20 protein-coding genes are annotated in these 25361 nt (G+C 68.2%); 11 read left to right on the top strand and 9 right to left on the bottom strand.

Features of this window, described 5'->3' with window-relative positions:
* Nucleotides 1-69: 69 nt before the first annotated feature.
* On the bottom strand, nt 70-3258 hold the full coding sequence (locus KTC28_RS15825) for a DEAD/DEAH box helicase (protein WP_216708081.1): 3189 nt from the start codon (nt 3256-3258) through the stop codon (nt 70-72).
* A gap of 321 nt (nt 3259-3579) precedes the next feature.
* Between KTC28_RS15825 and KTC28_RS15820 the strand changes: the two genes are divergently transcribed.
* Entirely contained in the window at nt 3580-4440 is an 861-nt protein-coding gene (locus KTC28_RS15820) for an alpha/beta fold hydrolase (RefSeq protein WP_216708080.1), read from the top strand.
* Between the two features lie 340 nt (nt 4441-4780).
* Nucleotides 4781-5254 carry a BLUF domain-containing protein gene (locus tag KTC28_RS15815; protein ID WP_216708079.1) on the top strand — a complete coding sequence of 158 codons (474 nt, stop codon included), beginning with the start codon at nt 4781-4783 and terminating at the stop codon, nt 5252-5254.
* Between the two features lie 77 nt (nt 5255-5331).
* Here KTC28_RS15815 and KTC28_RS15810 read toward each other — a convergent pair whose 3' ends face one another.
* The 4 genes from KTC28_RS15810 to hpnI are packed head-to-tail and all read right to left on the bottom strand — an operon-like array spanning nt 5332 to nt 9778.
* Nucleotides 5332-6321 (bottom strand): lysylphosphatidylglycerol synthase domain-containing protein, encoded by a 990-nt coding sequence (locus tag KTC28_RS15810; RefSeq protein ID WP_255602088.1) that lies wholly within the window; start codon nt 6319-6321, stop codon nt 5332-5334.
* On the bottom strand, nt 6288-7085 hold the full coding sequence (gene hpnK, locus KTC28_RS15805) for a hopanoid biosynthesis-associated protein HpnK (protein ID WP_216708078.1): 798 nt from the start codon (nt 7083-7085) through the stop codon (nt 6288-6290). The genes KTC28_RS15810 and hpnK overlap by 34 nt, the downstream gene beginning before the upstream one ends.
* Before the next feature lie 4 nt (nt 7086-7089).
* The gene (gene hpnJ / locus KTC28_RS15800; RefSeq protein ID WP_216708077.1) at nt 7090-8511 is read right to left on the bottom strand and encodes a hopanoid biosynthesis associated radical SAM protein HpnJ; all 1422 of its coding nucleotides are present in this window, start codon (nt 8509-8511) and stop codon (nt 7090-7092) included.
* Nucleotides 8504-9778: a bacteriohopanetetrol glucosamine biosynthesis glycosyltransferase HpnI gene (hpnI, locus tag KTC28_RS15795; protein ID WP_255602087.1), complete on the bottom strand. Its 1275-nt coding sequence runs from the start codon at nt 9776-9778 to the stop codon at nt 8504-8506. The genes hpnJ and hpnI overlap by 8 nt, the downstream gene beginning before the upstream one ends.
* A gap of 67 nt (nt 9779-9845) precedes the next feature.
* Between hpnI and hpnA the strand changes: the two genes are divergently transcribed.
* From hpnA to KTC28_RS15755, 8 genes are all read left to right on the top strand, one after another.
* Complete coding sequence (hpnA, locus tag KTC28_RS15790; RefSeq protein ID WP_216708076.1) at nt 9846-10838, top strand: hopanoid-associated sugar epimerase; 993 nt, start codon at nt 9846-9848, stop codon at nt 10836-10838.
* Complete coding sequence (locus tag KTC28_RS15785) at nt 10835-12091, top strand: glycosyltransferase (RefSeq protein WP_255602086.1); 1257 nt, start codon at nt 10835-10837, stop codon at nt 12089-12091. The genes hpnA and KTC28_RS15785 overlap by 4 nt, the downstream gene beginning before the upstream one ends.
* Nucleotides 12088-12891, top strand: a complete 804-nt coding sequence (gene hpnC / locus KTC28_RS15780; protein ID WP_216708075.1) for a squalene synthase HpnC — start codon at nt 12088-12090, stop codon at nt 12889-12891. Before KTC28_RS15785 ends, hpnC begins: the two co-directional genes overlap by 4 nt.
* Nucleotides 12861-13724: a presqualene diphosphate synthase HpnD gene (hpnD, locus tag KTC28_RS15775; RefSeq protein ID WP_216708074.1), complete on the top strand. Its 864-nt coding sequence runs from the start codon at nt 12861-12863 to the stop codon at nt 13722-13724. Before hpnC ends, hpnD begins: the two co-directional genes overlap by 31 nt.
* Entirely contained in the window at nt 13721-14965 is a 1245-nt protein-coding gene (gene hpnE, locus KTC28_RS15770; protein WP_216708073.1) for a hydroxysqualene dehydroxylase HpnE, read from the top strand. Before hpnD ends, hpnE begins: the two co-directional genes overlap by 4 nt.
* A 103-nt stretch (nt 14966-15068) precedes the next feature.
* Nucleotides 15069-17012 carry a squalene--hopene cyclase gene (gene shc / locus KTC28_RS15765; RefSeq protein WP_255602085.1) on the top strand — a complete coding sequence of 648 codons (1944 nt, stop codon included), beginning with the start codon at nt 15069-15071 and terminating at the stop codon, nt 17010-17012.
* A gap of 10 nt (nt 17013-17022) precedes the next feature.
* Nucleotides 17023-17613: a phosphorylase family protein gene (locus KTC28_RS15760; RefSeq protein ID WP_216708071.1), complete on the top strand. Its 591-nt coding sequence runs from the start codon at nt 17023-17025 to the stop codon at nt 17611-17613.
* Nucleotides 17610-19244, top strand: coding sequence for an amidohydrolase (locus KTC28_RS15755; RefSeq protein WP_216708070.1), 1635 nt, complete (start codon nt 17610-17612; stop codon nt 19242-19244). The genes KTC28_RS15760 and KTC28_RS15755 overlap by 4 nt, the downstream gene beginning before the upstream one ends.
* Nucleotides 19245-19466: 222 nt before the next feature.
* Here the strand turns inward: KTC28_RS15755 and KTC28_RS15750 are convergent, their stop codons facing one another.
* The 3 genes from KTC28_RS15750 to ispH are packed head-to-tail and all read right to left on the bottom strand — an operon-like array spanning nt 19467 to nt 21975.
* On the bottom strand, nt 19467-19826 hold the full coding sequence (locus KTC28_RS15750) for a hypothetical protein (RefSeq protein ID WP_216708069.1): 360 nt from the start codon (nt 19824-19826) through the stop codon (nt 19467-19469).
* A 10-nt stretch (nt 19827-19836) separates the two neighbouring features.
* Complete coding sequence (hpnH, locus tag KTC28_RS15745; RefSeq protein WP_216708068.1) at nt 19837-20982, bottom strand: adenosyl-hopene transferase HpnH; 1146 nt, start codon at nt 20980-20982, stop codon at nt 19837-19839.
* Between the two features lie 9 nt (nt 20983-20991).
* Complete coding sequence (gene ispH, locus KTC28_RS15740) at nt 20992-21975, bottom strand: 4-hydroxy-3-methylbut-2-enyl diphosphate reductase (RefSeq protein WP_216708067.1); 984 nt, start codon at nt 21973-21975, stop codon at nt 20992-20994.
* 195 nt (nt 21976-22170) lie between these two features.
* On the opposite strand from ispH, the gene KTC28_RS15735 reads away from it, so the two are divergent.
* Nucleotides 22171-22767: an ABC transporter substrate-binding protein gene (locus tag KTC28_RS15735; RefSeq protein ID WP_216708066.1), complete on the top strand. Its 597-nt coding sequence runs from the start codon at nt 22171-22173 to the stop codon at nt 22765-22767.
* 3 nt (nt 22768-22770) lie between these two features.
* On the opposite strand, the gene KTC28_RS15730 is transcribed toward KTC28_RS15735, so the two are convergent.
* The gene (locus tag KTC28_RS15730) at nt 22771-25320 is read right to left on the bottom strand and encodes an MMPL family transporter (RefSeq protein WP_255602083.1); all 2550 of its coding nucleotides are present in this window, start codon (nt 25318-25320) and stop codon (nt 22771-22773) included.
* Between the last annotated feature and the right edge of the window lie 41 nt (nt 25321-25361).

Raw genomic sequence — 25361 nt, 5'->3', positions numbered from 1 at the left:
CGCTGAACGATGCCAGTCGAAAACCGCCCTTTGGCTAGCGACTAGCTCAGCTGATGTCGCTCGGAGCGGTCACGTCTCCATCTGGGCGAGGAGTTCGCGGGTTCGCTCGACCCGCCTGGCACCGTCGTCGAGCGCTTCGGTCAGTAGGTAGCGTCCCTTCTTCCCCACCAGTCCAGCCGCAGCCGCGTCAACGCGCGAGTGCGGCCGGAGCGTCATCGCTATCGCCGCTGGCCCGGCTTCGACCTTGGCGATCGCCAAGGCGCGGGCCATTGCCCGAACCCGGGCGATGTCGAGCAGGACGGCGGCATCCGACGCGATCGGGCCGAAGCGGTCTTCGAGTTCGGCCTCGAATGCGTCGATTGCGTCGGGGTCGAGCAGACGAACGAGGCGACCGTAGAGCGACAGTCGCGCCTCGACGTCCGGAATCCAGTGTTCGGGCAGACGGCCGGCGAAGCCCAACCGCAGATCGGGCACCCAGTGGTCGACTGCCTCGCCGCGCGCAGCGCGCAAGGCAAGGCTCAAGAGATGCTGATACAGGTCGACGCCGATCAGCTTCAAATGGCCGGCCTGCGTGTCACCGAGCAGATCGCCCGCGCCGCGCATGTCGAGATCGCGCGCACTGATCGCAAAGCCCGCCCCTAGCCGATCAAACGCCTGCAGCGTGCGTAACCGCTTGAGCGTTGCGGCGGCGATCGTCGCGCCCGGCTCGGTGACCAGCAGGACCTGCCCGCGTCGACCGCCACGCCCGACCCGCCCGCGCAACTGGTGCAGCTGCGACAGACCGAAACGGTCGGCGCGCCAAACGATCATGGTATTCGCGCGCGGAACATCGAGCCCCGCCTCGATGATGTTCGTCGCAAGCAGCACGTCGCCGTCGCCGGCGCCAAACCGCACCATCGCCTCGTCGATATCGGCCGCCGCCATCTTGCCGTGCGCCTCGCGGGTCGACAGCTCAGGGGCGATTTTGGCGAGCCGTGCGGCCATCGCAGCCATATCCTCGATCCGGGGAACGACGACGAAACTTTGCCCGCCGCGGCTCTTCTCGCGGAGCAGCGCGGTGCGAACGGTCACCGCGTCGAACTCGCCGACGCTTGTGCGGATCGGCTGCCGCCGCGCTGGTGGCGTGGCGATAACCGATAGCTGCTGCAGCCCGACCAACGCGGTCTGAAGCGTTCGCGGGATGGGAGTCGCGGTTAGCGTCAGGATGTGCGCGTTTTCACTCAGGGCGCGCAGCTTCGCCTTGTCGGCCGCGCCAAAGCGCTGCTCCTCGTCGACGACGATGAGCGCAAGGTCGGCGTAGGCGACGCCTTTGCCGGCGACTGCGCCGGTGCCGACGACGATGTGCACCGTGCCGTCGGCAAGACCGGCCTTGACCGCCTTCTTTTCGGCGGCGCTCGACAGGCGAGAGAGTCCGGCAACCACCACATCGGTCCGGGCGAACCGCTTGCGGAAGGTGTCGAGATGCTGGCGGACGAGCACCGTCGTCGGCGCTGCAATCACAACCTGCCGACCGGCGAGTGCAACCATCGCGGCGGCACGCAGCGCAACCTCGGTCTTGCCGTAGCCGACATCGCCGACGACGAGCCGGTCCATCGGACTGCCGTCGGCAAGGTCATCGCGGACGGCGGCGATCGCGCGGAGCTGATCGGGCGTTTCGGTAAACTGGAACCCGGCGACAAAGCGTTCATAGGCGGCAACGTCGGGCACGATTGCGGGACATTTTCGATCAGCGCGCGCGGATGCCAATGCCGTCAGCCCGCGTGCGCTCTCGGCGATCGCGGCATCGATCTCACCGCGCCGCTTTTGCCAGCCTGCGCCGTCGAGGCGATCGAGGGTAACCGCGTCGGCGTCTGCGCCGTAGCGCCATATGCGGTCGGCGTCGGCAACCGGCACGAGCCGCCGCGCACCAGCGGCGTATTCGAGCACGAATGCATCGCCGTCGTCTCCGGGCAGCGCTTCCAGCCCGAAGATTACGCCGATCCCGAAATCCTCGTGAATGACGACGTCGCCGAGGCGCAGTTCGCTGATTTCCGCCAGCAGCGGGCTGCCGCCACCCGTAAGCGCATCGGCCGTCAGAGCGCGGCTGCCGAGCACGTCGGCCGCGGCGATAACGAGCAAGCCGGGTGCCTTCCAGCCGCGGTCGACCGGCATTTCCAGCATGGCGACCGCAACTCCATTGAGGTCGATAGCGGCTGCCCATGACGCGGCAGCTACGGTTTCGATCTTTGCCTTATGCAACTGGCGAGCGATGAACCGGTTGTCGCGCGCGGCACCGGCGATGATGACGCGAACGTCGGCAGCAAGGGCCGCCCTGATCGCTCGAACGAGGCTGCGCAACGGGGACTTGCCCTCGACGAAGCGCGGCGCGTCGGCTGCTTCGCCGTCATTGAGTTCGATCTTGCATCTGCCGGCAAGAGCCGTCGACCAGCGCGATTTGTCAGCGACCGGCTCGACGCGTTGACCAGGCCGCGCACGGGCGGCGTCGGCGACGAGCGCGACGAAGCGGTCGCGGCGGCTTGCGACATTGGGATCAAGTCCGACGTCAGCGCCGGGAAGATGATCGAACAGCGTCACCGGGCAGTCGCCAAGCGACGGATCGGCGCTGCGTCCGATCTCGACGGATGCGAGTTCATTGCTGCTCAACTGGGTCGCGGGATCGTACACGCGAAGCGCCGTAATGCGCCCGTCGGCAACCTCCGCGCGAACCGGAAGGTCGGAGTCGGCCGGAAAAAGGTCGACAACTTGACCACGCACGGCGAACTCGCCTGGTTCGTCGACGCGGTCATCGATCACGTAGCCGAGGTCGCCGAGCACGGTGCCGACTGTCTCGAGATCGCAGACTTCGCCGACGCGGAGAACGGGCAACGCAGCATCGAAGGCTGCGACCGGCGGGTACAGCCGTGTCGCGGCCTCGGCGCTGGCGATCAGTGCGACGCGCTGCTCGCTGTGTGCTGCCCTGGCCTTGTATAGCGCAGCGACGCGGCGACCGATATTGGCGGGCGACGCCGGCGCATCGTCGCCTGGCAGCGCGTCGCTCGAAGGCACGTGCAAGATCAATGCCTCTGGAGCAGCTTGAGCCAGCGCGTTGGCGACGGCAGCAGCGCGTTGCTCGTCGGTCGCGACGTAGATGACGTTTCCCTTGGCGAGGACTTCTGCAAGCCGCGTCGCAACCAGGCCTATGGATGCCGGTGTCGACCGATGCTCGACGGCCTCGCCGATATTGGCCGCTGCATCGCCCTCGTCACCCGCTGCTTGCATGAAGATCGAGAGCCTTTGCGTTGGAAGACAACGGGACACCGGGCCTGACCACGGCGTGCTTGGTGAAACGGAGTGGCCCAAGACGTCGTGTCCGGGTGGGCCCTGTGAACTGCGCCGCGCGCATCACCCGATCAACGGTCCCGGTTGACGCAGGGCCGACCCGTCGCATCTCGACTAACTTCGCACGACGGTCCGAGGCCCTACCAACTTTCGATAGAAAGCATTCCGATGATGCACGCTGCCGGGCGGCGATCGAAAGGGCCAAAGCAGCTTCGACACGACGGCGGTCCGCCGAGCGCGCGCAAACCAGGAGCAGCCGTCATGACCACCCAAATTCTGCACCGCACCGCCACGGTGAATGGCCGCACCATTTTCTACCGCGAAGCGGGTGACCCCAGCCGGCAGACCATCCTGCTGCTCCACGGGCTGCCGACCAGCAGCCAGATGTTTCGCGATCTGATGCCGGCGCTGGCCGACCGGTTTCATTTGATCGCGCCGGATTACATCGGCTTTGGTCACTCCGATGCGCCGTCGCGGGATGAGTTCGCCTACACCTTCGACAATCTCGCGAGCCATGTGGCGGGCTTGGTCGACGTGCTGGGGCTGGCGTCCTACGTCCTCTATATGCAGGATTACGGCGGCCCCGTCGGCTTCCGCCTCTTCACCGCCCGTCCTGACAAGGTCGACGGCTTCATCATCCAGAACACCAACGCCTATATGGAAGGCGTTGGAGACGGCCCAAAAGCGGTGCTGATGCCGCTCTGGGAAAACCGCACGCCCGAAACCGAAAAGGCAGCGCGCGACTTCGTCAGCCTGGCGGGGACCAAATATCATTGGCTGGTGGGCGCCAAGAACCCCGAAGCGATCAACCCGGACAATTGGGTGCTGGATCAGGCTTTGCTCGACCGGCCCGGCAATCAGGATTGCCAAGTCGATCTTCTCGAGAACTACAAGAGCAACATTGCGCTCTATCCCGAATGGCAGGCGGCCTTCAGGGCGCATACGCCCAAAACCCTAATAGTCTGGGGGGAGCAGGACCCCTTCTTCATTCCGCCCGGGGCCCGCGCCTATCTGAACGACTTGCCCGACGTCAAGCTAATCTGGCTTGATTCTGGACATTACGTGCTCGATGAAAACGTCGTGCAGGTCGCAGCCGAGATCAAGACCGTGTTCGCCGCCTGACGCAACTGCCGGCGGCCCGCGAGCGTCATCTTCGATGAACCTCCACTTCGGGCTGCCGGTATTTGCAGCTTCAAGTCGCAGCAACCGTGGTTCGCGGCCACGCTTACTCGCTCTTCGAGCGTTTAGCAGTCCGGCCGCTATCGGACTCTGCGGCGCTCGACGTCTACGCCTTGTGCGTCAGGCCCGTCGGGCTGGAAGTGAACGCCTGCGTCTTCGGGCAGCGGATAGTGGAGATGGACGGCATCGGTTCGGGCGGGTTACGCAGATAAAAAAGATGCGCTAACTCGGCCTCATGCACCGGGCGATACGGTTGCCTGGCATAGACACAGCGAGCCATTCCATGTTCGATGAACCCGGTTTCCCGCGCGGCGCTGACCAAGACGAAGCCGCGCCCATGCTTTATACGTTCGTCTACTGCAGCCGTGCCGCCGAAGGCATTGACGACGTTGCGGTCGATCGGATCGTCGAGGCGGCACAACGCAGCAATCTCGCCCGTGGCATTACCGGGGTTCTGGTTTTCGGCAGCGGCGTCTTCTTCCAGTGGATCGAAGGGCCCGCCGCCCACGTCCAAAATCTGATCGCGAGCCTGCGTGGCGATCCGCGCCATTACGATGTCGTTTCGCTCGATTGGAGTGAGGAACGGCGCGAGCGGCTCTATCCGAACTGGGAGATGGAGCAGGTCAAAGCCGAGGACATCCGCGCGGTACTGCAGGACGCGCTCGGAAGCGCCGAAGACGAGACCAACGTCGCGGCTCTCAATCGGATTTTGGAACACCTTGATTCGGGGCCGCTAGCGTCACTAGGCCGAAGCTGATTGACGTCGCCTGGGCGGAACATCGACGGAGCATTGAGCCATGCGGCTGGCCGGCGCGAAGAGGCAGACCGCAGGCGCTACGCCAGTAACTTCCGCCCCTCGCTCGCCTGCCACCATAAGAGCGCTGGCACCCCGATCGTCAGGTCGCGCGCGCGCTTGAGCAGCGACAGCGCCACCGCGACCTGCGGGTCGAGCCCGAACAAAGGGGCGAGGAGGAGGTACGCGCCTTCCTGTACACCCAGCGCGCCGGGGACGACGAAGGCGATCGAGCGGACGGCGAAGATCAGGCTTTCGATCGCCAGCACCGCGACCGGGCCGATCGCGACCCCCATCAGCCGCAGCGCGAGCCAGGCGCCGATGCCGCTCGCAACCCACGCCGCGAGGTTGAAGCCGAACGACCAGGCGAGTGCGGCGCGGTCGCGGTAGATCGCCGCGAGCCGCGACTGGACGGCGGCGAGGCCGGTAACCGACGCGGGCAACAGGCGCTCGCCGATCCGGGCGGCAGCGCTCAGCATCGGCTGCTGTCCGAACGCCAGCGCCGCGAGCAACGCGCACGTCAGGCCGAGGCCGCCGAGGACGAGTTTGAGCACGCCGCCGCTGTCGAACCCGCCGCCGAGCGCGAGCAGCAAGGCACCGACGCCGAACAGGGTGAAGATCAGTTGCGACGCCATCTCGGTCGTCAGGTCGGCGATCATCGAGGCGTAGGCGAGGTCGCTCGGCACACGCTGCGCGGTCAGCGCGCGCCCGCCGACGACGAGGCCGCCGATCTGCGCAAAGGGGAGAACGTCGGTCGCCCCCTCGCGCACCGTCCGCGCCCAGACGTACGCTCCGATTGGACCGCCGCCGGGCGCGACCGCACGCCATGCCGCGCCGAGCAGCCCGAGGACGATCGCGGTGTAGGCGACGTACACGACATAGCCGCCGACGCCGATCGCGCGGATCGCGGCGATGACCGGCTCGACCCCGACCGAACCGACGATAAGCGCGGCACCGATCAGTCCGACGACGGTGAGGAGGAGGATGATGACGCGCGTCATGCCGAGGCGAAACTTCCCAGCCGGGCGCACGCCGCGACGACTGCCGCGCGCACCTCGGGATCGATCAACGCGGCGAGTTCGTCGCGGTGACGGTAGGCGGGGCCGTGCCCAGGGTAATCGTCGCGCGTCGCGGGGTGAAAATAGATTTCGCTCAGGCCGTCGGGGAGATGCTGGATAATTTCTCGAACACGGTCGGCGGTCATCGCTCCCGACCAGCGCAGCCCGAACACCGCGTCGGGGACCCCGATCCCGTGTCCGCGGAAGCGGCGGCGCACGAGCTTCGCCCACGGGTCGGTCAGCGACGGTGCCCCCGGCTCGATCGGCGCGCGGACCGCACGCAGCCCATAGCGCGCGCCAATGCTGGCGATCAGCCCGGCGATCGTCGGGTGGAGGTGGAAATGCTTGTGCGCGTTGACGTGGTCGAGCGGCAGCCCGGTCGCGGCGAACGCGGCAAACTGCGCCTCGATCTCCGCGGCGAGCTGGCGACGGGTCGCTGGGAGAAAGAACATCGCCGCCCCGGCGAGCGCCATGTTGTCGCGAAACCGGCCGCGCGCGTCGACGAGGCCGGGTACCTGTTCGGGGGGCAGGACCGGCGTGCTGTCGACGAGGACCAGATGGAGGCCGACCCCGAGGTCTGGCATCGTCTTGGCTCGGGCGACCGCATCGGCGGCAGCGGGCGCGCCGACCATCAGGCTCGCAGCCGTCAGGATGCCGCTGCGGTGCGCGATCTCGACCGCCTCGTTGACCGCAACGTCGTTGCCGAAGTCGTCGGCGGTGACGACGAGCCGCTTCAAGCGGTTACGCCGCCTCTTTCCGATGGCGCAGGAACTCGAAGAACTCGACGCCTTCGCGCAGGCGGCGCTTCATCATGTTCCAGTCGCGCAGCATCTCCCAGACGATGTCCTTGATCTTGCTGAAGCGGAAATAATAGCGGCGGTAGAAATCCTCGACCGCATCGAAGATCTGCGCGGCGGGGAGGTGGGGGTAGCTGAGCTGGGCAATCTGCTCGCCGTCGTCGTTGAGCAGGTCGGTCGAATTGTCGAACCAGCCGTTCTCGGTCGCCTGCTTGTACAGAAACGTCCCCGGATACGGCGCGGCGAGCGACACCTGGATCGTGTGCGGATTGAGCTCTTTGGCGTAGTTGATCGTCTCCTCGATCGTCTCGGCGGTCTCGCCGGGCAGGCCGAGGATGAAGGTGCCGTGGATCACGATGCCGAGGTCGTGGCAGTCCTTGGTGAACTGGCGCGCGACTTCGGTGCGCAGGCCCTTCTTGATGTTGATCAGGATCTGCTGGTTGCCGCTCTCATAGCCGACCAGCAGCAGCCGCAGCCCGCCTGCCTTCATTATTTCCAACGTCTTGCGCGGAACATTGGCCTTGGCGTTGCAGCTCCACGTCACGCCGAGCTTGCCGAGTTCGCGCGCGAGCGCCTCGACGCGCGGGGCGTTGTCGGTCAGCGTGTCGTCGTCGAAGAAGATTTCCTTGAGGTCGGGCCACGTCTTGATCGTGTACTTGACCTCCTCGACGACGTTCTCGATCGACCGCGTCCGGTAATTGTGCCCGCCGACGGTCTGCGGCCATAGGCAGAAGGTGCAGCGCGATTTGCACCCGCGCCCGGTATAGAAGCTGATGTACGGGTGGAGCAGGTAGCCGCCGAAATACTTGGTGTGGTCGAGGTCGCGCTTGTAGATCGGCGTGACCCACGGCAGCGTGTCCATGTCCATGATGACGGGTCGGTCGGGATTGTTGACGATCTCCCCCGCGGCGTTCCTGAAGCTGATGCCGGCGATGTCGGCGAGCGGAATGCCGTCGGCGACGTCCTTGATCGTGAAGTCGAACTCGTTGCGGCACACGAAGTCTATCGCGGTCGACGCCTCGAGCGACTTCTGCGTCTCGACCGCGACCTTCGCCCCGATCATGCCGATCAGCGCCTTGGGATTGCGCGCCTTGATCAGCTCCGCAGTGCGGATGTCCTGGCGAAAGCTCGGCGTCGAGGTGTGAAGAACAACGAGATCCTTGTCGTCGACCTCGTGCGCGATGTCGTCCCACGACAGGTCGTGCGCCGGGGCGTCGATCAGCTTAGACCCTTCGACGAGCGCGGCGGGCTGCGCTAGCCATGTCGGGTACCAGAACGACTTGACCTCGCGCTTCATCTGATAGCGCGCGCCGGCACCGCCGTCGTAGCCGTCGAACGACGGACCCTGAAGAAAGAGACTACGCATCGGACGTGCCTTCGTTGTGTGTGGTCGAGCGACCACGGGCGTTGTGTGATCGGGCGACCACGGGATCTTGACCAGAAATGCTGCCGTCGCGGGCGACCTTCAAGCGGGCACCACGCCAGTCGACCGATTGCACCAGAAACCCGGCAATAAAAAGTCCGAACGTCAAGAAATCGCGCGCCGGTAGCCACCAATACGGCGCAGCGCGGCTCGCGGTTACACGGTCGACCGCCGCGACGACGAGCGCGCGCGCCGCCAGTGCCACCGGCAGCAGGGGCCACGCGACCGGATGGACGAGCGTCGCCGCGACCGCGAACGGCAGCGGATTGACCAGTCCATGGCCGAGATAGCCCAGTGGATCGAGCCGCCGGATCGTCACGTTCCAGCGTAATTCGTGGCGCATCAGCGCGCGCAGGCTCGGGTCGACGCAGCCGTGCGCGACGGTGAACGGCGGGACGGCGACGTGGAGGCCGGGGACGCGGACCGCGACGCCGATCGCATGGTCGTCGGCGAGAACATCGGCGAACGCCGAGAATCCGCCGATCGCGTCGAGCGTCTCGCGGCGCAGCGCGATCGTGGAGCCCATGCATGGTTCGGCGAGGCCCAGCCGCAGGCCGACGACGACCGCGGGCAGGAAGCCGTAGCTGATCCCCTGCGCCGCGAGCTTCGACCAGCCGCCGGAGTCGCCGCGCCCGTGGTAGAGGCACGTCACCGCGCCGATGCCGGGGAGCGCGAGCGCGCCGACGACGCGCGCGAGATAGTCGGGGCCGACCGCGATGTCCGAGTCGCTGACCACGAGGATATCGTGCTTCGCCGCCGCCATCATGTTGACGAGGTTCGACACCTTGGCATTGCTGCCATGGCGGACGCCGTCGACGACGAGCGCGATATCGGCGTTGCTCTCCGCGCGGAGTGTCTCGACCGCGCCGATCGCGCCGTCGTTGCCGGCGCTGACGCCGCAGACGATCTGACACCGTCCGCCATAGTCCTGGGTGAGGAAGCCGCCGAGGTTTGCCGCGAGCCGGGGCTCAGCCCCGTACAGCGGCTTGAGCAAGGTCACCGACGGGGCATTGCCGATCCAGATCGGTTGCGGGGCGGGAGCAATCGTCCGCCACACCGCGAATGCCGAAACCAACTGATAGCCGATGCCCGCCACCGCGAAGGCGATCAGCACCGCGGTCACCGTCGCCACGCCGATCATCGTTGAAGTCGAAACTGAGTCACGCGCGGCTCCATAGACCCGCGCGCGCGACTTGTCGCGTGGTTGCACGATAGTATTCCGGCTGCACAGCCGGTGACACTATCCACGCCGCGCGCTTCGCGGCTAGGGAGGCGCGATGAACGGTGAGACGATCCTGGTAACCGGCGCGGCGGGGTTCGTCGGCGCGAGCGTGGCGCGCGCGTTCGGCGCTGCGGGGTACCGTGTCCGCGTCCTCGTCCGGGCGAGCAGCCCGCGCGACAACCTGCTCGGGCTCGACGCCGAGATCGTCACCGCCGACCTGATGGATCCGGGCGCGGTCGCGGCGGCGTGCGGGGGAGCGGCAGGGGTCGTCCATGTCGCCGCCGACTATCGGCTGTGGGCGCGCGACCCCGAGGAGATCGTCCGCAACAACCGGACGCAGACCGAGAACGTCATGCGCAGCGCGCTTGCGGCGGGGGTGCAGCGGATCGTCCATACGAGTTCGGTGGCGACGCTCGGCCTCGACCGGCTCCCGGCCGACGAGACCGATCCGCTGACCCACGACCTCGCGATCGGCGCGTACAAAAGGAGCAAGGTCGTCGCCGAACGCCTCGTCGAGGCGATGATCGCTGCCGACGGTCTCCCCGCGGTGATCGTCAACCCTTCGACCCCGATCGGCCCGCGCGACGTCCGCCCGACGCCAACCGGGCGGATCATCGTCGAGGCGGCGACGGGCAAGATCCCGGCGTTCGTCGATACCGGGCTCAACCTCGTCCACGTCGACGACGTCGCGCGCGGGCATGTGCTGGCGTTCGAGCGCGGGCGGATCGGCGAGCGCTATATCCTCGGCGGGCAGGACGTCAGCCTGCGAACGATGCTCGGCGATATCGCGCGGCTGGTCGGGCGCAAGCCGCCGACGATCTCGCTGCCGCGCGGCCCGCTGTTCCCACTGGCATGGGCGGCGGAGGCGGTGGCGCAAATCACCGGGCGCGAGCCGTTCCTCACTGCCGACGCGCTGCGGATGGCGGGACATCATATGTATTTCACGAGCGCGAAGGCCGAGGCCGAGCTCGGCTACACCGCGCGGCCGTACGGCGTTGCGCTTGCCGACGCGCTGGCATGGTTTGGCGCGGCCGGGATGCTGCGGTGAGCGGCGTTCTCGGCGGGCTCGTCGTGGTCATCTGGGGGATATTGCTGTTCGCGCGCGGCGGATGGTGGCGGATGGCCGAGCGCGACGCGGGGATGCTCGCCACTCCGGGGGGCTGGCCGAGCGTCGTCGCGGTCGTTCCTGCGCGCGACGAGGCGTCGGTGGTCGGACGCGCGATCGCGAGCCTCGCGGCGCAGGATTACCCGGGGGAGTTTCGGATCATCCTCGTCGACGATGCGAGCAGCGATGAGACGGCCGAGGTTGCGCGGCGGGCTTACGCTGCCTCTGCGAGTTCCCAAGGCGCTGCGTCTGCCCCCCTGCCCTTCAGGGGAGGGGCCGGGGGTGGGGCAGTCGTTCGGGATAAGACCCGAGCGCGCGGCGTACTCCCCACCCCCGACCCCTCCCCCAAGGAGGAGGGGAGGTTTTCCGTCCTCCCCGCATCCCCGCTCGCCCCCGGCTGGACCGGCAAGCTAGCCGCCGTCGCGCAAGGCATCGCCGCCGCGGGTGAGCCAACCTACCTCTGGCTGACCGACGCCGATATCGTCCACGCCCCCGACACGCTCCGGTCGCTCGTCGCCCGCGCGGTGACTGAGCAACGCGTCCTCGTCTCGCTGATGGCGCGCCTCCGCTGCGACAGCGCCGCCGAGCGCTTCCTCGTTCCCGCCTTCGTCTGGTTCTTCGCGATGCTGTTCCCGTTCCGCGCAATCGCGCGCCCGGGGAAGGTCGCGGCGGCGGCGGGTGGGGTAATGCTCGTCGATCGAGCCGCGCTTGAGCGCGCCGGGGGGATCGCGGCAATCCGGGGATCGCTGATCGACGACTGCGCGCTGGCGCGGGTGATGAAGGCGCAGGGGCCGATCGCGCTGCTGCTGACCGATCGCTCAGTGTCGCTGCGCGCGTACCCGCGGATTGGCGATATTGGCGCGATGATCTCGCGCTCGGCGTACGCCCAGCTCGATTATTCGCCGCTGCTGCTTGCCGGGACGCTGGTCGGCCTCACGCTGACCTTCGTCGCGCCGCCGCTGCTGACGTTCGTCGGCTCGGACGCGGGCAAACTCGGCGGTGCGCTGGCGTGGGGGATGATGTCGGCGGCGTTCCAGCCGATGCTCCGCTTCTATCGCCGCTCGCCGGTGTGGGGCGCGGCGGTGCCGCTGATCGCCTTGGTCTATGGCTGGTACACGCTGGTTTCGGCGGTGCAGACGTGGCGCGGGGCAGGGGGCCAGTGGAAGGGCCGCGCCCAAGCGAAAGCGAGCGCATGACCCCCAACCGCACCGCAACAACGGAAAACTTCCCTGTCGCCTCATGGCTGATCCGCCCCGCCAACCGCGCGCCGATCATGGCGTTCTACCGGTTCGCTCGCGCTGCCGACGACATCGCCGACCACGCCCCTATCCCTCCCGCAGCCAAGCTCGACCGGCTCGAGGCGATGCGCGCGACGATCGCCGGGGAAGCCGAGGCCGAACCCACCTCGCTCGCGCTGCGCGAAGCGATGGCCGCCCGCCGCCTCGACCGCGACCACGCACTCGACCTGCTGAAAGCATTCGTCCGCGACGTGACGACCCCCAGCACCGCCACTTACGACGATCTTCTCGGTTATTGCGCGAAGTCTGCAATGCCGGTCGGGCGCTTCGTCCTCGACGTCCACGGCGAGGATCGCGCGACATGGCCCGCGTCGGACGCGCTGTGCGCCGCGCTCCAGATCATCAATCACCTCCAGGATTGCGGGAAGGACTTCCGCGAGATGGGCCGGGTGTATATCCCCGACGACATGCTCAACGCCGCAGGTCTCGATATCGACGTTCTCGGCGGCACGCGCTCGCCGCCCGCCTTGCGCACGATCATCGCCGACCTCGCCCGCCGCGCCGAGGCGCTGCTCGCGCAGTCCGCGCCATTTTCGGCGATGCTCCGCGACCGGAGGCTCGCGGCCGAGGTGCGCGTGATCCAGCGCCTCGCCGAGGATCTCGCGCGGCAGTTGCAGGTGCGTGACCCGCTCGCCGAGCGCGTCGCCCACTCGAAGCCTCGCGCCGCATGGCTGGCCCTGACCGCGGTGGTCGCGTGACCGACGACGACCGCGTCGCGCTCAACGGCCAGATTTCGCGCAGCTCGTTCTACGCCGGGATGCGCGTGTTGCCGAAGGCCGAGCGCGAGGCGATGTTCGCGGTCTACGCCTATTGCCGCGCGGTCGACGACATCGCCGACGATATCGACCGCGGCCGCAGCGACCGCGCCGCCGCGCTGACCGCATGGCGCGGCGATATCGAGGCGCTCTACGCCGGGGGACCGCCGGGGCGGGCGTCGATGGTCGCCGATGCGGTCGCGCATTTCGGCCTCGCCAAGGAGGACTTTCTTGCTGTCATCGACGGGATGGACATGGACGTCGCCGCCGATATCCGCGCCCCCGACATGGCGACGCTCGACCTGTACTGCGACCGTGTCGCGAGCGCGGTCGGGCGGCTGTCGGTGCGGATCTTCGGCATGACCGGCGAGCCCGCCATCGCGCTCGCGCATCACCTCGGCCGTGCGCTGCAACTGACGAATATCCTGCGCGATATCGACGAAGATGCCGCGATCGGGCGGCTGTATCTGCCGCGCGAACATCTGGTCGCGCACGGGATTGTCGGCGACGATCCGATGGTGGTCGCCGCCAACCCGGCGATCGACGGCGTCGCGCGTGACCTCGCGGCGCTCGCGCACAAGCACTACGCCCATGCCAAGGCGATCCTTGCCGAGCGTCCAAAGGGCTATCTGTTCGCGCCGCGGCTGATGGCGGGGGTGTACTCCAAGACGCTCGCGATGATGGAGGCGACCGGCTGGCACCGCCCGCGCTCGCGGGTCAAGCTTCGGAAGGCGGCTTTGCTGTGGACGGTGATCAAGGTCGGCGTGTTGCGGTGACCGTCCACGTTATCGGCGCGGGGCTCGCGGGCTTGTCGGCTGCGGTCGAGCTCGCCGCTGCCGGGCACCACGTCATCCTGTCCGAATCCGCTCCCCAAGCCGGTGGTCGCTGCCGGTCGTACGCCGACGCCGCGACCGGACTGACGATCGACAACGGCAACCACCTCGTCCTGTCGGGCAACGGCGCGGTGATGGCGTATCTCGGACGGATCGGCGCGAGCGATCAGCTGCGTGGCCCCGAGCATACGGCGTTCGGCTTCGTCGACCTGAAGAACGCCAGCCCGGACAAGGGCGCCTTCACCGTCGCGCCCAACGACGGGCCGGTACCGTGGTGGATTTTCTCCGCCGCCCGGCGCGTGCCCGGAACCGGCCCGCTCGATTATCTCGCGCTCGCCAGGCTGCTGCGCACTCCCGCCGGAGCGACGGTCGGCGAGGTCGTCGCGACGCACGGCCCGCTGTGGGACAAGCTCCTCGAACCTGTCCTCCTCGCCGCGCTCAACACCCCACCCGCAGCAGCGTCGGCGACCCTCACCAGCGCCGTCGTCCGCGGCTCGCTCGCGCGCGGTGGTGCCGCCTGCCGCCCGCTGATTGCGCATCCGACGCTCGCCGCCGCGTTCGTCGACCCGGCGCTCGCGTACCTTCGGGAAAGGGGCGCGGACATCCGCACGCGGCGACTGACCGCATTAGAATTCGGTGGCAAGCAGCTGACATCGCTGACGTTTGCCGATGGCATCGAACCTGTCGACGGCGCGGTGATCCTTGCGGTCCCGGCCCCGGTCGCGGCGACGCTGCTCCCCGGCCTGCGCGTGCCGACCGCGTTCAACCCGATCGTTAGCCTGCACTTCGCGGTCCCGCCGCCCCCAAATGCCCCCGCGATCCTCGGCGTCCTCGGCGGCATCACCGAGTGGATCTTCGCCTTCCCCGATCGCATCTCGGTGACGATCAGCGCGGCGAACGCCGTCGTCGACCGCGACCGTGCCGACCTCGCCGCCGCGATCTGGGCCGAGGTCACCGCCGCACTCGCCCTGACCGCGCCGATGCCCGCGTGGCAGGTCGTCAAGGAGCGCCGCGCGACCTTTGCCGCGACGGTCGAGCAGGACGCGTTGCGCCCCCCGGCCGCAACCGCGACGCGCAACCTGTTTCTCGCGGGCGACTGGACGCAGACCGGCCTGCCGTCGACGATCGAGGGCGCGATCCGCTCGGGCGTGACCGCTGCGACCCTGGCGCAAGCCAAGTCCTGATCCCCCAAGTCGAGCCCTGACCTTACAAAGTTTGGCGTTTCGACTCCTTCGGCTGTAAACAGGGGCAATGTCAGTCATTAACCATCCGGCATTCGCGTCCGCCGTGACCACGGCGACTGGCTCCGCCGTCACGATCGCCGAACTCGACGCCGCCGTCGGTCGCGCCGCCGATGCGCTTGCCCGCCTCCAGCAGCCCGACGGGCATTGGGTGTTCGAGCTCGAGGCCGACGCGACGATCCCCGCCGAATACATCCTCCTCCGCCATTTCCTCGGTGAGCCCGACGACCTCGACCTCGAGGCACGCATCGGGCGCTACCTGCGGCGGATCCAGGGCGATCACGACGGCTGGGCGCTGTTCCACGGCGGCGCGTTCGACATCTCGGCGACGGTCAAGGCGTATTTCGCGCTCAAGATGATCGGCGACGCCGTCGACGCGCCGCATATGGCCCGCGCCCGCGCCGCGATCCTCGCCCATGGCGGGGCGGCGGCGGTCAACGTCTTCACCCGTATCCAGCTCGCTCTGTTCGCTGCCGGGCCGTGGCAGACGGTGCCGACGATGCCGCCCGAGCTGATCCTCGCGCCGCGCTGGTTTCCGGTCCATTTGTCGAAGATGGCGTATTGGGCGCGGACGGTGATCGTGCCGCTGCTCGTCCTCGCGGCGCTGCGCCCGGTGGCGAAGAACCCGCGCGGGATCAAGGTCGACGAGCTGTATTTGCCGCGCGCGACGGTCAAGCCGAAGTCGAACGTCGCCGGGGCGAAGGCGTTCTGGAAGGCGGCATTCGGCGCGCTCGATGTCGTGCTCAAGGCGGGCGACGGCTTGTGGCCGAAGCGGTTGCGCGCGCGCGCGATCGACCGCTGCCGCAGCTTCGTCGTCGAGCGGCTCAACGGCGACGACGGGCTCGGTGCGATCTACCCGGCGATGGCGAACAGCGTGATGATGTTCGACGCGCTAGGCGACCCCGTTCACCGCGACATCGCCCGCGCCGCCGTCGAAAAGCTCATCGTCCGCCGCGAAGACGGCGAAATCTATTGCCAGCCGTGCTTCTCGCCGGTGTGGGACACCGCGCTTGCCGCACACGCGATGCTCGAAGTCCGCAGCCCCGCTGCCGAAGCCGCCGCCGACGCCGGGCTCGACTGGCTGATCCCGCGCCAGGTCCTCGATGTGAAGGGCGACTGGGCGGAAAACGCCCCCGACCTGCGCCCCGGCGGCTGGGCGTTCCAGTACAACAACGCGCATTACCCCGACCTCGACGACACCGCCGCCGTCGTCTGCGCGCTCGACCGCGCGCGCGGGCGGGTCGGTGCGCGCTACGACGAGGCGATCGCGCGCGGGACCGAATGGACCGTCGGGCTGCAGAGCAAGGACGGCGGCTGGGGCGCGTTCGACGCCGACAACAGCTACCATTACCTCAACAACATCCCCTTCGCCGACCATGGCGCGTTGCTCGACCCGCCGACCGCCGACGTCAGCGCGCGCTGCGTCTCGATGCTCGCGCAGCTCGGCGAGCCGGTCGGATCGGCGCGAATGGCGGCGGCGCTCGCGTATCTCCGCAAGGAGCAGGAGGCCGACGGCAGCTGGTTCGGGCGCTGGGGCGTCAACTACATCTACGGGACGTGGTCGGCACTGTGCGCGCTCAACGCGGCCGGGCTGAGCGGTGCCGATCCGGCGGTCCGGCGCGGCGCCGACTGGCTGATCGCGGTGCAGAACGCGGACGGCGGGTGGGGCGAGGGGTGCGACAGCTATGCGCTCGACCGCAGCGGCCATGTCGCCGCCGACAGCCGCGCATCGCAGACCGCATGGGCGCTGCTCGGGCTGATGGCGGCGGGCGAAGCGCAACACCCCGCGGTCGCGCGTGGCGTCGCGTGGCTCGCGGCGAACCAAAGCGATGACGGCGTGTGGCCCGAGGAGGATTACACCGGCGGCGGCTTCCCGCGCGTCTTCTACCTCCGCTACCACGGCTATGCGAAAATCTTCCCGCTGTGGGCGCTGGCGCGGTATCGCAACCTGCGCGCGAGCAACAGCGTCCACGTCGCGCACGGGCTTTGATCCCCGCGCTATGATCCTCGTCGCGACCGGGCTGCTGCGCGAGGCGAAGCTGATCGCCCGCGACGGCGTCGTCGTCATCGCCGGTGGCGGCGACGCGGCGCGGCTCGAACGCGAGCTCTCGGCGCTGGCGGGGCAGGCATCGGCGATCCTCAGTATTGGTCTCGCGGGCGCGCTCGTCGGCGGCCTCAAGCCCGGCGACTGGGTCGTCGAGGGCAAGGTCGCGCCGTTCCTTGTCCCCGCCGGCGCACGGCGCGGACGCGTCACCGCGAGCGAGCGTCCCGTCGCCGACGCGATCGCCAAGCGCGCGCTCTATGCCGCGACGGGTGCGATCGCGGTCGACATGGAGAGCGGGGTCGCCGCGCGAGTCGCCAAGCGCCACCGCCGCCGCTTCGCCGCGCTGCGGGTGATTTCCGACAGCGTCGAGCACGGCCTGCCGCCTGCGGCGCTGGTCGGAATGCGGCCCGACGGCGCGATGGACTTGCCCGCGGTTCTGCGGTCATTGTTGCGCCAGCCGGGGCAGCTCGGCGCGCTGATCCGCACCGGCTGGGCGGCGGAGCGCGCGTTCCGGGCACTGGGGCGGTTGCAGATGGGGGCGAAATGACGATCTGGCACATCGGCATCGTGGCAACGCTCGTTCTCGCCGCCCCGCTCGCCGCGCGGACGGTGGTGGTCAACGCCAACGGCTATACGCTCGACGATGCGGGCACGCTGACGCGGTTCGGCACGCTCGTCGTCGGCGACGATGGCCGGGTCGAGGCGACGCTGGCGAAGGGCGTCGCCGCGCCCGCGGGAACGGTGGTCGACGCGCACGGTGCGACCGTCCTGCCCGGGCTGATCGACGCGCACGGCCACATCATGGAGCTCGGCTACCGCGCGCTGTCGGTCGACCTGACGGGCACGAAATCGCTCGCCGAGGCGCTCGCGCGGGTCAAGGCGTATGCCAAGGCGAACCCGACCGCGCGCTGGATCGTCGGCGGCGGGTGGAATCAGGAGATCTGGCAGCTCGGGCGCTTCCCGACCGCAGCCGAACTCGATGCCGCCGTCGGCGACCGCCCGGTCTGGCTCAACCGCGTCGACGGCCACGCGGGGTGGACCAACTCGGCCGGGCTGCGAGCGGCGGGCGTCACGGCAGCGACCGCTGACCCCGCCGGGGGGCGGATCGAGCGTGGCCCGGGCGGCGCGCCGTCGGGAGTGTTCGTCGACGGCGCACAGCAGCTCGTCGACAAGCACCTGCCGCAACCGACTCCCGCGGAGGCCACCGCGGCGCTGACCAAGGCGCTCGCGATCATGGCGTCGGTCGGGCTGACCGGGGCCGCCGACATGGGCATCGATCCGGGGACTTGGAAGCTCTACCGCGCGTTCGATGCCGACCGCCGCCTGACCGCGCGGATCACCGCGATGGCGGGCGGAATCGACTCGCTTCGTGCGATCGCGCCGAGCGGCCCGGTCGGCTGGAGCGGCGACGAATTTCTGTCGCTGCCCGGGGTCAAGCTGTACGACGACGGCGCGCTCGGCTCGCGCGGGGCGTGGCTAAAGGCCGATTACAGCGACGCGCCCGGCAACCGCGGGCTGCAATTCCACAGCGACGCCGAACTGCGCGGCTGGGTCGACGATGCGACGGGCCACGGCTTCCAAGTCGCGACCCACGCGATCGGCGATGCCGCCAACGCGCAGGTGCTCGATGCGTATGCGCGGGTCCCGGCGGCGACGCGGCAGAGCCTGCGGCTGCGGATCGAGCATGCGCAGATCGTCGACCCCGCCGACCTGCCGCGCTTTGCTTCGCTCGGGGTGATCGCGTCGATGCAGCCGACGCACGCGACGTCGGACAAGAACATGGCGGAGAACCGCCTCGGCGCGGCGCGACTGGCGGGGGCGTACGCGTGGAAGACGCTGATCGACAGCGGTGCGCGCTTCGCCGGTGGGTCGGACTTTCCGGTCGAATCGCCCAACCCGTTCTACGGACTGTATTCGGCAGTAACGCGGCAGGACCACGAGGGCAATCCGCCGGGCGGCTGGCGTCCGGCCGAGAAATTGACCACGGTACAGGCCTTGGCGGCGTTCACCACCGGCGCCGCCTATGCCGCGCACGCCGAGACCCGCGTCGGCACGCTCACCCCCGGCAAATGGGCCGACTTCATCATCGTCGACCACGACCTGTTCGTGGATGACCCCGCGACAATCTGGCGAACGAAAGTCAGCCAGACGTGGGTCGGCGGGAAGCGGGTGTTTTAGAGCTTGGCCACGGCGGGACTACGGGGTCGTTGTTTCCGCAGCAAGTCTGTGCGGCGACTTAGCTATTAGTCCTTCGCTGGGTTTAGCCGCAACAGGACGCCATTCGCGACTTCCTCAACGATCAATTCGGTATTCGCAGTCCAACCCGCAGTTTGCGCAAGTCGGCGGGCAAGGTCAGCCTACCGCCCTCAAGTAAAGTAACGACTCGGAGACGCTCTGTGCTCATTCAAAACCCCGCTGCTCTCGCATGAGCTTCATAGCGATTACGGAGCACATCACGATCCTAATCGTCAGAAATAAATAATATACAGATAATGTCCCAGCGGTGACGGCGAACAGCGGAGCTATCAAAAAGCCGAGCCCGGGTGGACCATCGCCGTTATCATGTGCGGACCAAACGATGAACTGGACGCAGCCCAATTCGACCGCGCAAATTACCGGGCCGGCAATCAGATGAAGCCACCACCTTTGCGGGCGGTTGGTGGCCTCGCGCCAGAAAAACTTCGCGAGACCGACCGGCGCTGCCAAGCCACCAAACCAACCGGCCAATCCTGCCAAAATGGCCGGAATGGCGTTGATCATCGGTCGACTTCTAAGCCGCGCGCTGAACCCGCTTCCACCCCTCGGGGTCCGCCGTCTTGATCCGCTCCAGCTCCTTCTCGACATGGTCGGAGAAGTTGTCCTCCGCCGGGCGAGCATTCGACAAATCAATGTCCGCCGCCATCGGGCCTTCGGTGCGGATGCCGTTGCGGCCGATGCCGAACATCTTGAGCGGGTGCTTGATCGAATCGGTCGCAGCGGTGCCTTCGAAGCCGCAATGGACCATGCAGTTCGAGCATTTGGCGTACTTGCCGACGCCATACTGGTCCCAGTCGGTGCCCTCCATCAGCTCGGCGAAGGTCTGCACATAGCCCTCGCCGAGGAGGTAGCACGGCTTCTGCCAGCCGAAGACGGTGCGCAGCGGCATTGACCACGGGGTGCACTCGTAGCTCTGGTTGCCCGCGAGAAAGTCGAGGAACAGCGGCGAGTTGGTGAACTTCCACGCCTTGCCGCCGTCGCCGCGGCGGAACACGTCGCGGAAGAACGTCTTGGTCCGCTCGCGGTTAAGGAAATGCTCCTGGTCGGCGGCGCGCTCGTACGCGTATCCGGGCGACAGCGTCACCTCGACGTCGCGGCGGGTCATCTCGTCGAAGAAGCCCGCGAGCCGTTCGGACGATGCGCCATCGAACACGGTGCAGTTGACCTGGACGCGGAAGCCCTTCGACTGGGCCAGCTCGATCGCCTCGATCGCGACCTCGTAGGTGCCGTCCTGGTCGACCGCGTGGTCGTGCATGCCCTTATCGCCGTCGAGATGGATCGACCACGTGAAGTAAGCCGACGGCGCGTAGTCGTTGATTTTCTTCTTCAGCAGCAGCGCATTGGTGCAGAGGATGACGAACTTCTTCTTGGCGATATAGCCCTTGACGATCTTGGGCATGTCGCGGTGAAGCAGCGGCTCGCCGCCGGCGATCGAGACGGCGGGCGCGCCGCACTCGTCGATCGCGGCCATGCACTGGTCGTAGCTCAGCCGCTGGTTGAGGATCGTATCGGGATAATCGATCTTGCCGCAGCCGGGGCAGGCGAGGTTGCAGCGGAGCAACGGCTCGAGCATCAGCACGAGCGGATATTTGCCGCCCTTGATATGCTGCGTCACGGTATACGTACCGATGCGGAGGAGGGGGGCGAGGGGAAGGGTCATGACGCTGTCCTAGACGCTTGCGGCGGTCGACGCCAGTTCAGCCCCAACGCCGCTACGGTGCTGCGGTGCCGCACGTTCGAGGCTCGGGGGTAGGCGGAACGACTGGTGCTCCTCGATCCCGGCCATTGTCGACACCTCGACGTCGCCGAGCGCGCGGAGCGCCGCGATTACCCCCTGGACGAGCTCCTCGGGGGCCGACGCACCCGCGGTCAGTCCGACCGTGGCGATGCCCGCGACCCATGCTGGATCGAGCGCAGAACCGTCGGCGATGAGGTAGCTCGGCACGCCCATCTCGACGCCGATCTCGCGCAGCCGGTTCGAGTTCGAGCTATTCTTTGCGCCGACCACGAGCAGGACGTCGACCGCCGCGCACAGGTCGCGGACCGCGGTTTGGCGGTTCTGGGTGGCGTAGCAGATGTCCGACACATCGGGACCGACGACATCGCTGAAGCGTACCGACAGCGCCTCGATGATGTGGCGCGTGTCGTCGACGCTGAGAGTCGTCTGGGTGACGTAGGCGATCGGCGTATCGAGCGGCAGGTCGAGCGCGGCAACATCCTCGATCGTCGAAACGAGGCGCACCGGGGCGTCGATCTGGCCGATCGTACCGTCGACCTCGGGGTGGCCGGCGTGGCCGATCAGGACGATCGTCCGACCGCGCGCGGCATAGCGGCGGCCCTGAATATGAACCTTGGTGACGAGCGGGCACGTCGCGTCGATCACCGGCAGTGCGCGGCGAGCGGCCTCGTCGACGATATCGCGGGCGACGCCGTGGGCGCTGAATACAGTCAGCGCGCCTTCGGGGACTTCGTCGAGCTCCTCGACGAAGATCGCGCCCTTTGCCTTGAGCTTGTCGACGACGTGCGCGTTATGAACGATCTCGTGGCGGACGTAGACCGGCGAGCCGTGCATCGTGAGCGCACGATCGACGATCTCGACCGCGCGGACGACGCCCGCGCAAAAACCGCGGGGCTGAGCGAGAATTAATCGCATCCGGTAACCTTCTATGCCTATCCTCCGGGCTACTGAAATCCCGGTCCAGCAGCAACCCCGCACGTCGGGTTCACCATCAGACTGTGTCTTTCGCGCCGCGTGCGGATAATGTTACGCAGCGCCGGGCGTTCAGCCCCCGTTCGTGCGTGCAACGGCACTGCGACGCTGCCGATGCGATATGAGGAGATGAAGCACGTGAACAAGGTCTGGACCCTCGCCCTGTTGCTGGCGTGTGCCACGGGTGCAGCGGCAGCGCCAGCGTCAAGCGACCCGGCGGCGGTCGTCGGTGCGTTCAATGCGTCGCTGCTGGCAACGATGAAGGAGGGCAAGGGGCTCGGATTATCGGGGCGGACGGCAAAGCTGCTGCCGCTGGTCAAGGCGACCCACGACATGCCGGCGATGACGCGGCTCGTGGCCGGCCCGGCGTGGGCGACGACGGCTCCGGCCGATAAGACGGCGCTGACCGATGCGTTCACCCGCCACTCGGTCGTCGCTTATGCAACCAACTTCGCGAGCTTCGACGGACAGCGCTTTACCGTCCAGCCCAAGGTCGACATGCGCGGCGAGGATGCGCTGGTCCACGCCGCGATCGTCGCGAAGGATGGCACGACCCCGCTCAATTATCGGCTGCACAAGACCGAAGGCGGCTGGCGGATCGTCGACGTCTATGCCGACGGGATCAGCCAGATCGCCGTCCAGCGCGCCGAGTTCGCCGCCACGGTCAAGGCGGGCGGCGCGGCGGCGCTGGCGGCGAAGCTCAATGCGGCGGACGACGCGAAACTAGCGAAATAACCGTCAGCGGTAATCTGCGCCGGAGCGCTTCGCCGGTCCGAGCAGCGCCGGTTCGAATACCAATGCGCAGACCAGAGTCCACGCGAGCGAGATCATCAGGATCTTGCCCATGCTCGCGGTGCCGGGGTGGTGCGACAGCCACAGGCTGCCGAACGCGGTCCCGGTGGCGAGCGCGCTGAACAGGACGGCGCGGGCGAGGCTCGACTGGAGCAGGTTCGCCGCGCCGTCCTTCCACGCCATGACGAAATAGATGTGGAAGGCAACGCCGACGCCGAACAGCAGCGGGAAGGCGATGATGTTGGCGAAGTTGATCGGCTGGCCGATGAGAACGCACGTTGCCAGCGTCAAGAATCCCGACAGGACGACGGGGGCGAGGGTGAACAGCACCTCGCGCACCGACCGCAGCACGAAGAACAGGAGCAGCGAGATCGCGGCGAGGCCGTAGATGCTCGCAAGGACGAAGGCACGGGCGATCGTCGCTGCCGCCGCCTGGATCGAGACCGCCGCGCCGCTGGCGTGCGGGGCGACCGCAAGGACCGCCGCGACGAAGCGCTTTAGCGTGGCGTTGTCTTCCGGGTCACCCGCCGGGAAGGCTTGTACCCGCGCGCGGCCGTCGGCGGTGATCCAGTCAGCGCGGAGGTCGGCGGGCAGGGTCGCGCGGGTGACCGGCTCGGCGAGGAGCAATGCGCGGGTCTGGTCGAGCAGGACGTTGAGCGGGGCGACGAGGAGCGCCGAGGCGCGGGCGCGCATGGCAGGGGGCCCCGCGGCGATCCGGTCGAGCGCGCCCGCCAATCGCGTTGCGGCAGGGTCGGCAGGGGCGACCTCGCGGAGTTGCGCCGCGGTATGGCGCAGCGCGGCGATCGTCGCGTCGTCGTCGGGCGCGGGCGCGACGTCGAACGGATTGAGCGTCAGGTCGAGCAGATCGCGGGCGTCGGCGACGAGCGCGAGCTTGGCGGGCTGGTCGTCGGGGACGAAGCTGTCGAGGCTCGCGACCTGGCGGACCTCGGGGAGGCGGCTCAACCGTGCCGCGACCGCTGCCGGATCGCGGGTCAGCAGGTCGATCGTGTTCGGGGTCCGGTCGGGATCGCGGGTCAGGTCGGTCAGCGTCGCCATCGCCTCGCCGTCGGCGGCGCGGAGGTGGTACGGGTTGAAGTCGAAGCGAACCAGCGGCAGCAGCGCGATGCTGATCGCAAGCAACCCCGCGAACGCCCACAGGACCGCGCGGCGGTGCGTCAGCAGCCACGTCTCGGCGCGCGCGAGCGGGAGCCCGGGGTTGCCGCGCGCTGCCGGACGGAACAGCAAGAGCAGCGCGGGCAGCAGCGTGACGTTGAGCGCGAGCGCGACGACCATGCCGCACGCCGCGATGATGCCGAGCTCGGACACGCCGACATATGCGGTCGGCAGGAACGCCGCGAAGCCGAGCGCGACCGCGGTTGCCGCGAGCGCCAGTGCCCCGCCAAGCCCCTTCGCCGCCGCGCGCAACGCCGCCGCCGGCTCGATATTCCCCTCGGCACGGAAGCGGATGCTGAGTTGGATGCCGAAATCGACGCCGAGGCCGACGAACAACGGGATGAACGCGACCGAGATCAGGTTGAACTTGCCGACCGCCGCCAGCCCGATCGCGCTCGTCACGACGAGTCCGCCGAGCGTCACCAACGTAATCGCGGCGACGATCCGCAGCGACCGGACTGCCCACCACAGGATCACCAGCATCGACCCGAGCATCACGCCGCCGACGAGCCACGCGCGGTCGGCGAGGCTGGCGAACTCCTCGTCGGCGAGCGGGACCGCGCCGGTCAGGCGGATACGCGCGTCGAGGCCCTTGGCGTCGGCGCGGATCGCATCGCCCGCGGCTTCGCCGGGCTTGAGCGCACCATAGTCGAGGCGCGGCTGGACGAGGACGATGCGGCGGCGCGGCGGGGTGAGTTTGCCGCTGCCCGCGTCGAACAGGTCAATCCACGAAAAGGTCGTGGGCCGCCCGTTCGCGACCGCGTCGAGCGCGGTGCCGAGCGCGGCGACAGGCTTGGCGATGTCGGACAGCTTGGCGGTCCCTGCACCGACCCCGGTCAGCACCGTCGACAGGCTCGTCATCACCCCGCGCAACGACGGGTCGGCGGCGAGCGGGCCGAGGAAGGGTTGTGCCGCGATCAGCGCCGCGGTCGTCGCGCGGACTTCCTCGGTCGAGCCGAGCAGCAGGCCGTTGCGCTGGAGGAACGGCGTCGCGTCGGGGCGGCGGACCGTCTCGAAATGCACGGTATCGCCTGCCAGCCGTTTAGCCAGCGTCGCCGCGGCGATCTCTGCGGCCTCAGGGGTTGCGCCGTCGACGACAACCGCGATCAGGTCGCGGTTCTGCGGGAAGGCGGTGTCGACCGCGATCTCGTCGCGTCGCCAGTCAACCGTTGGCGCGATCAGCGTCGCGGTGTCGGTGTTCATCGCGAAGTGTGTGGAGGCAAACCAGCCCGCGCCGAGCACGACGGCAAGCGCGACCGCGATCGTCGTCCACGGGCGGCGAACCGAAAAAGCGACGGCGTCGGGGACGAGAGACAGGGTCAAACGATTGTTCCAATACGCGACCGTCATCCGCGGGAGAGCGG

The sequence above is a fragment of the Polymorphobacter megasporae genome, from assembly GCF_018982885.2.
Lineage (GTDB): Bacteria > Pseudomonadota > Alphaproteobacteria > Sphingomonadales > Sphingomonadaceae > Polymorphobacter_B > Polymorphobacter_B megasporae.
The sequence above is the reverse complement of the archived record's forward strand: the minus strand, read 5'-3'. Positions and strand labels throughout refer to the sequence as shown.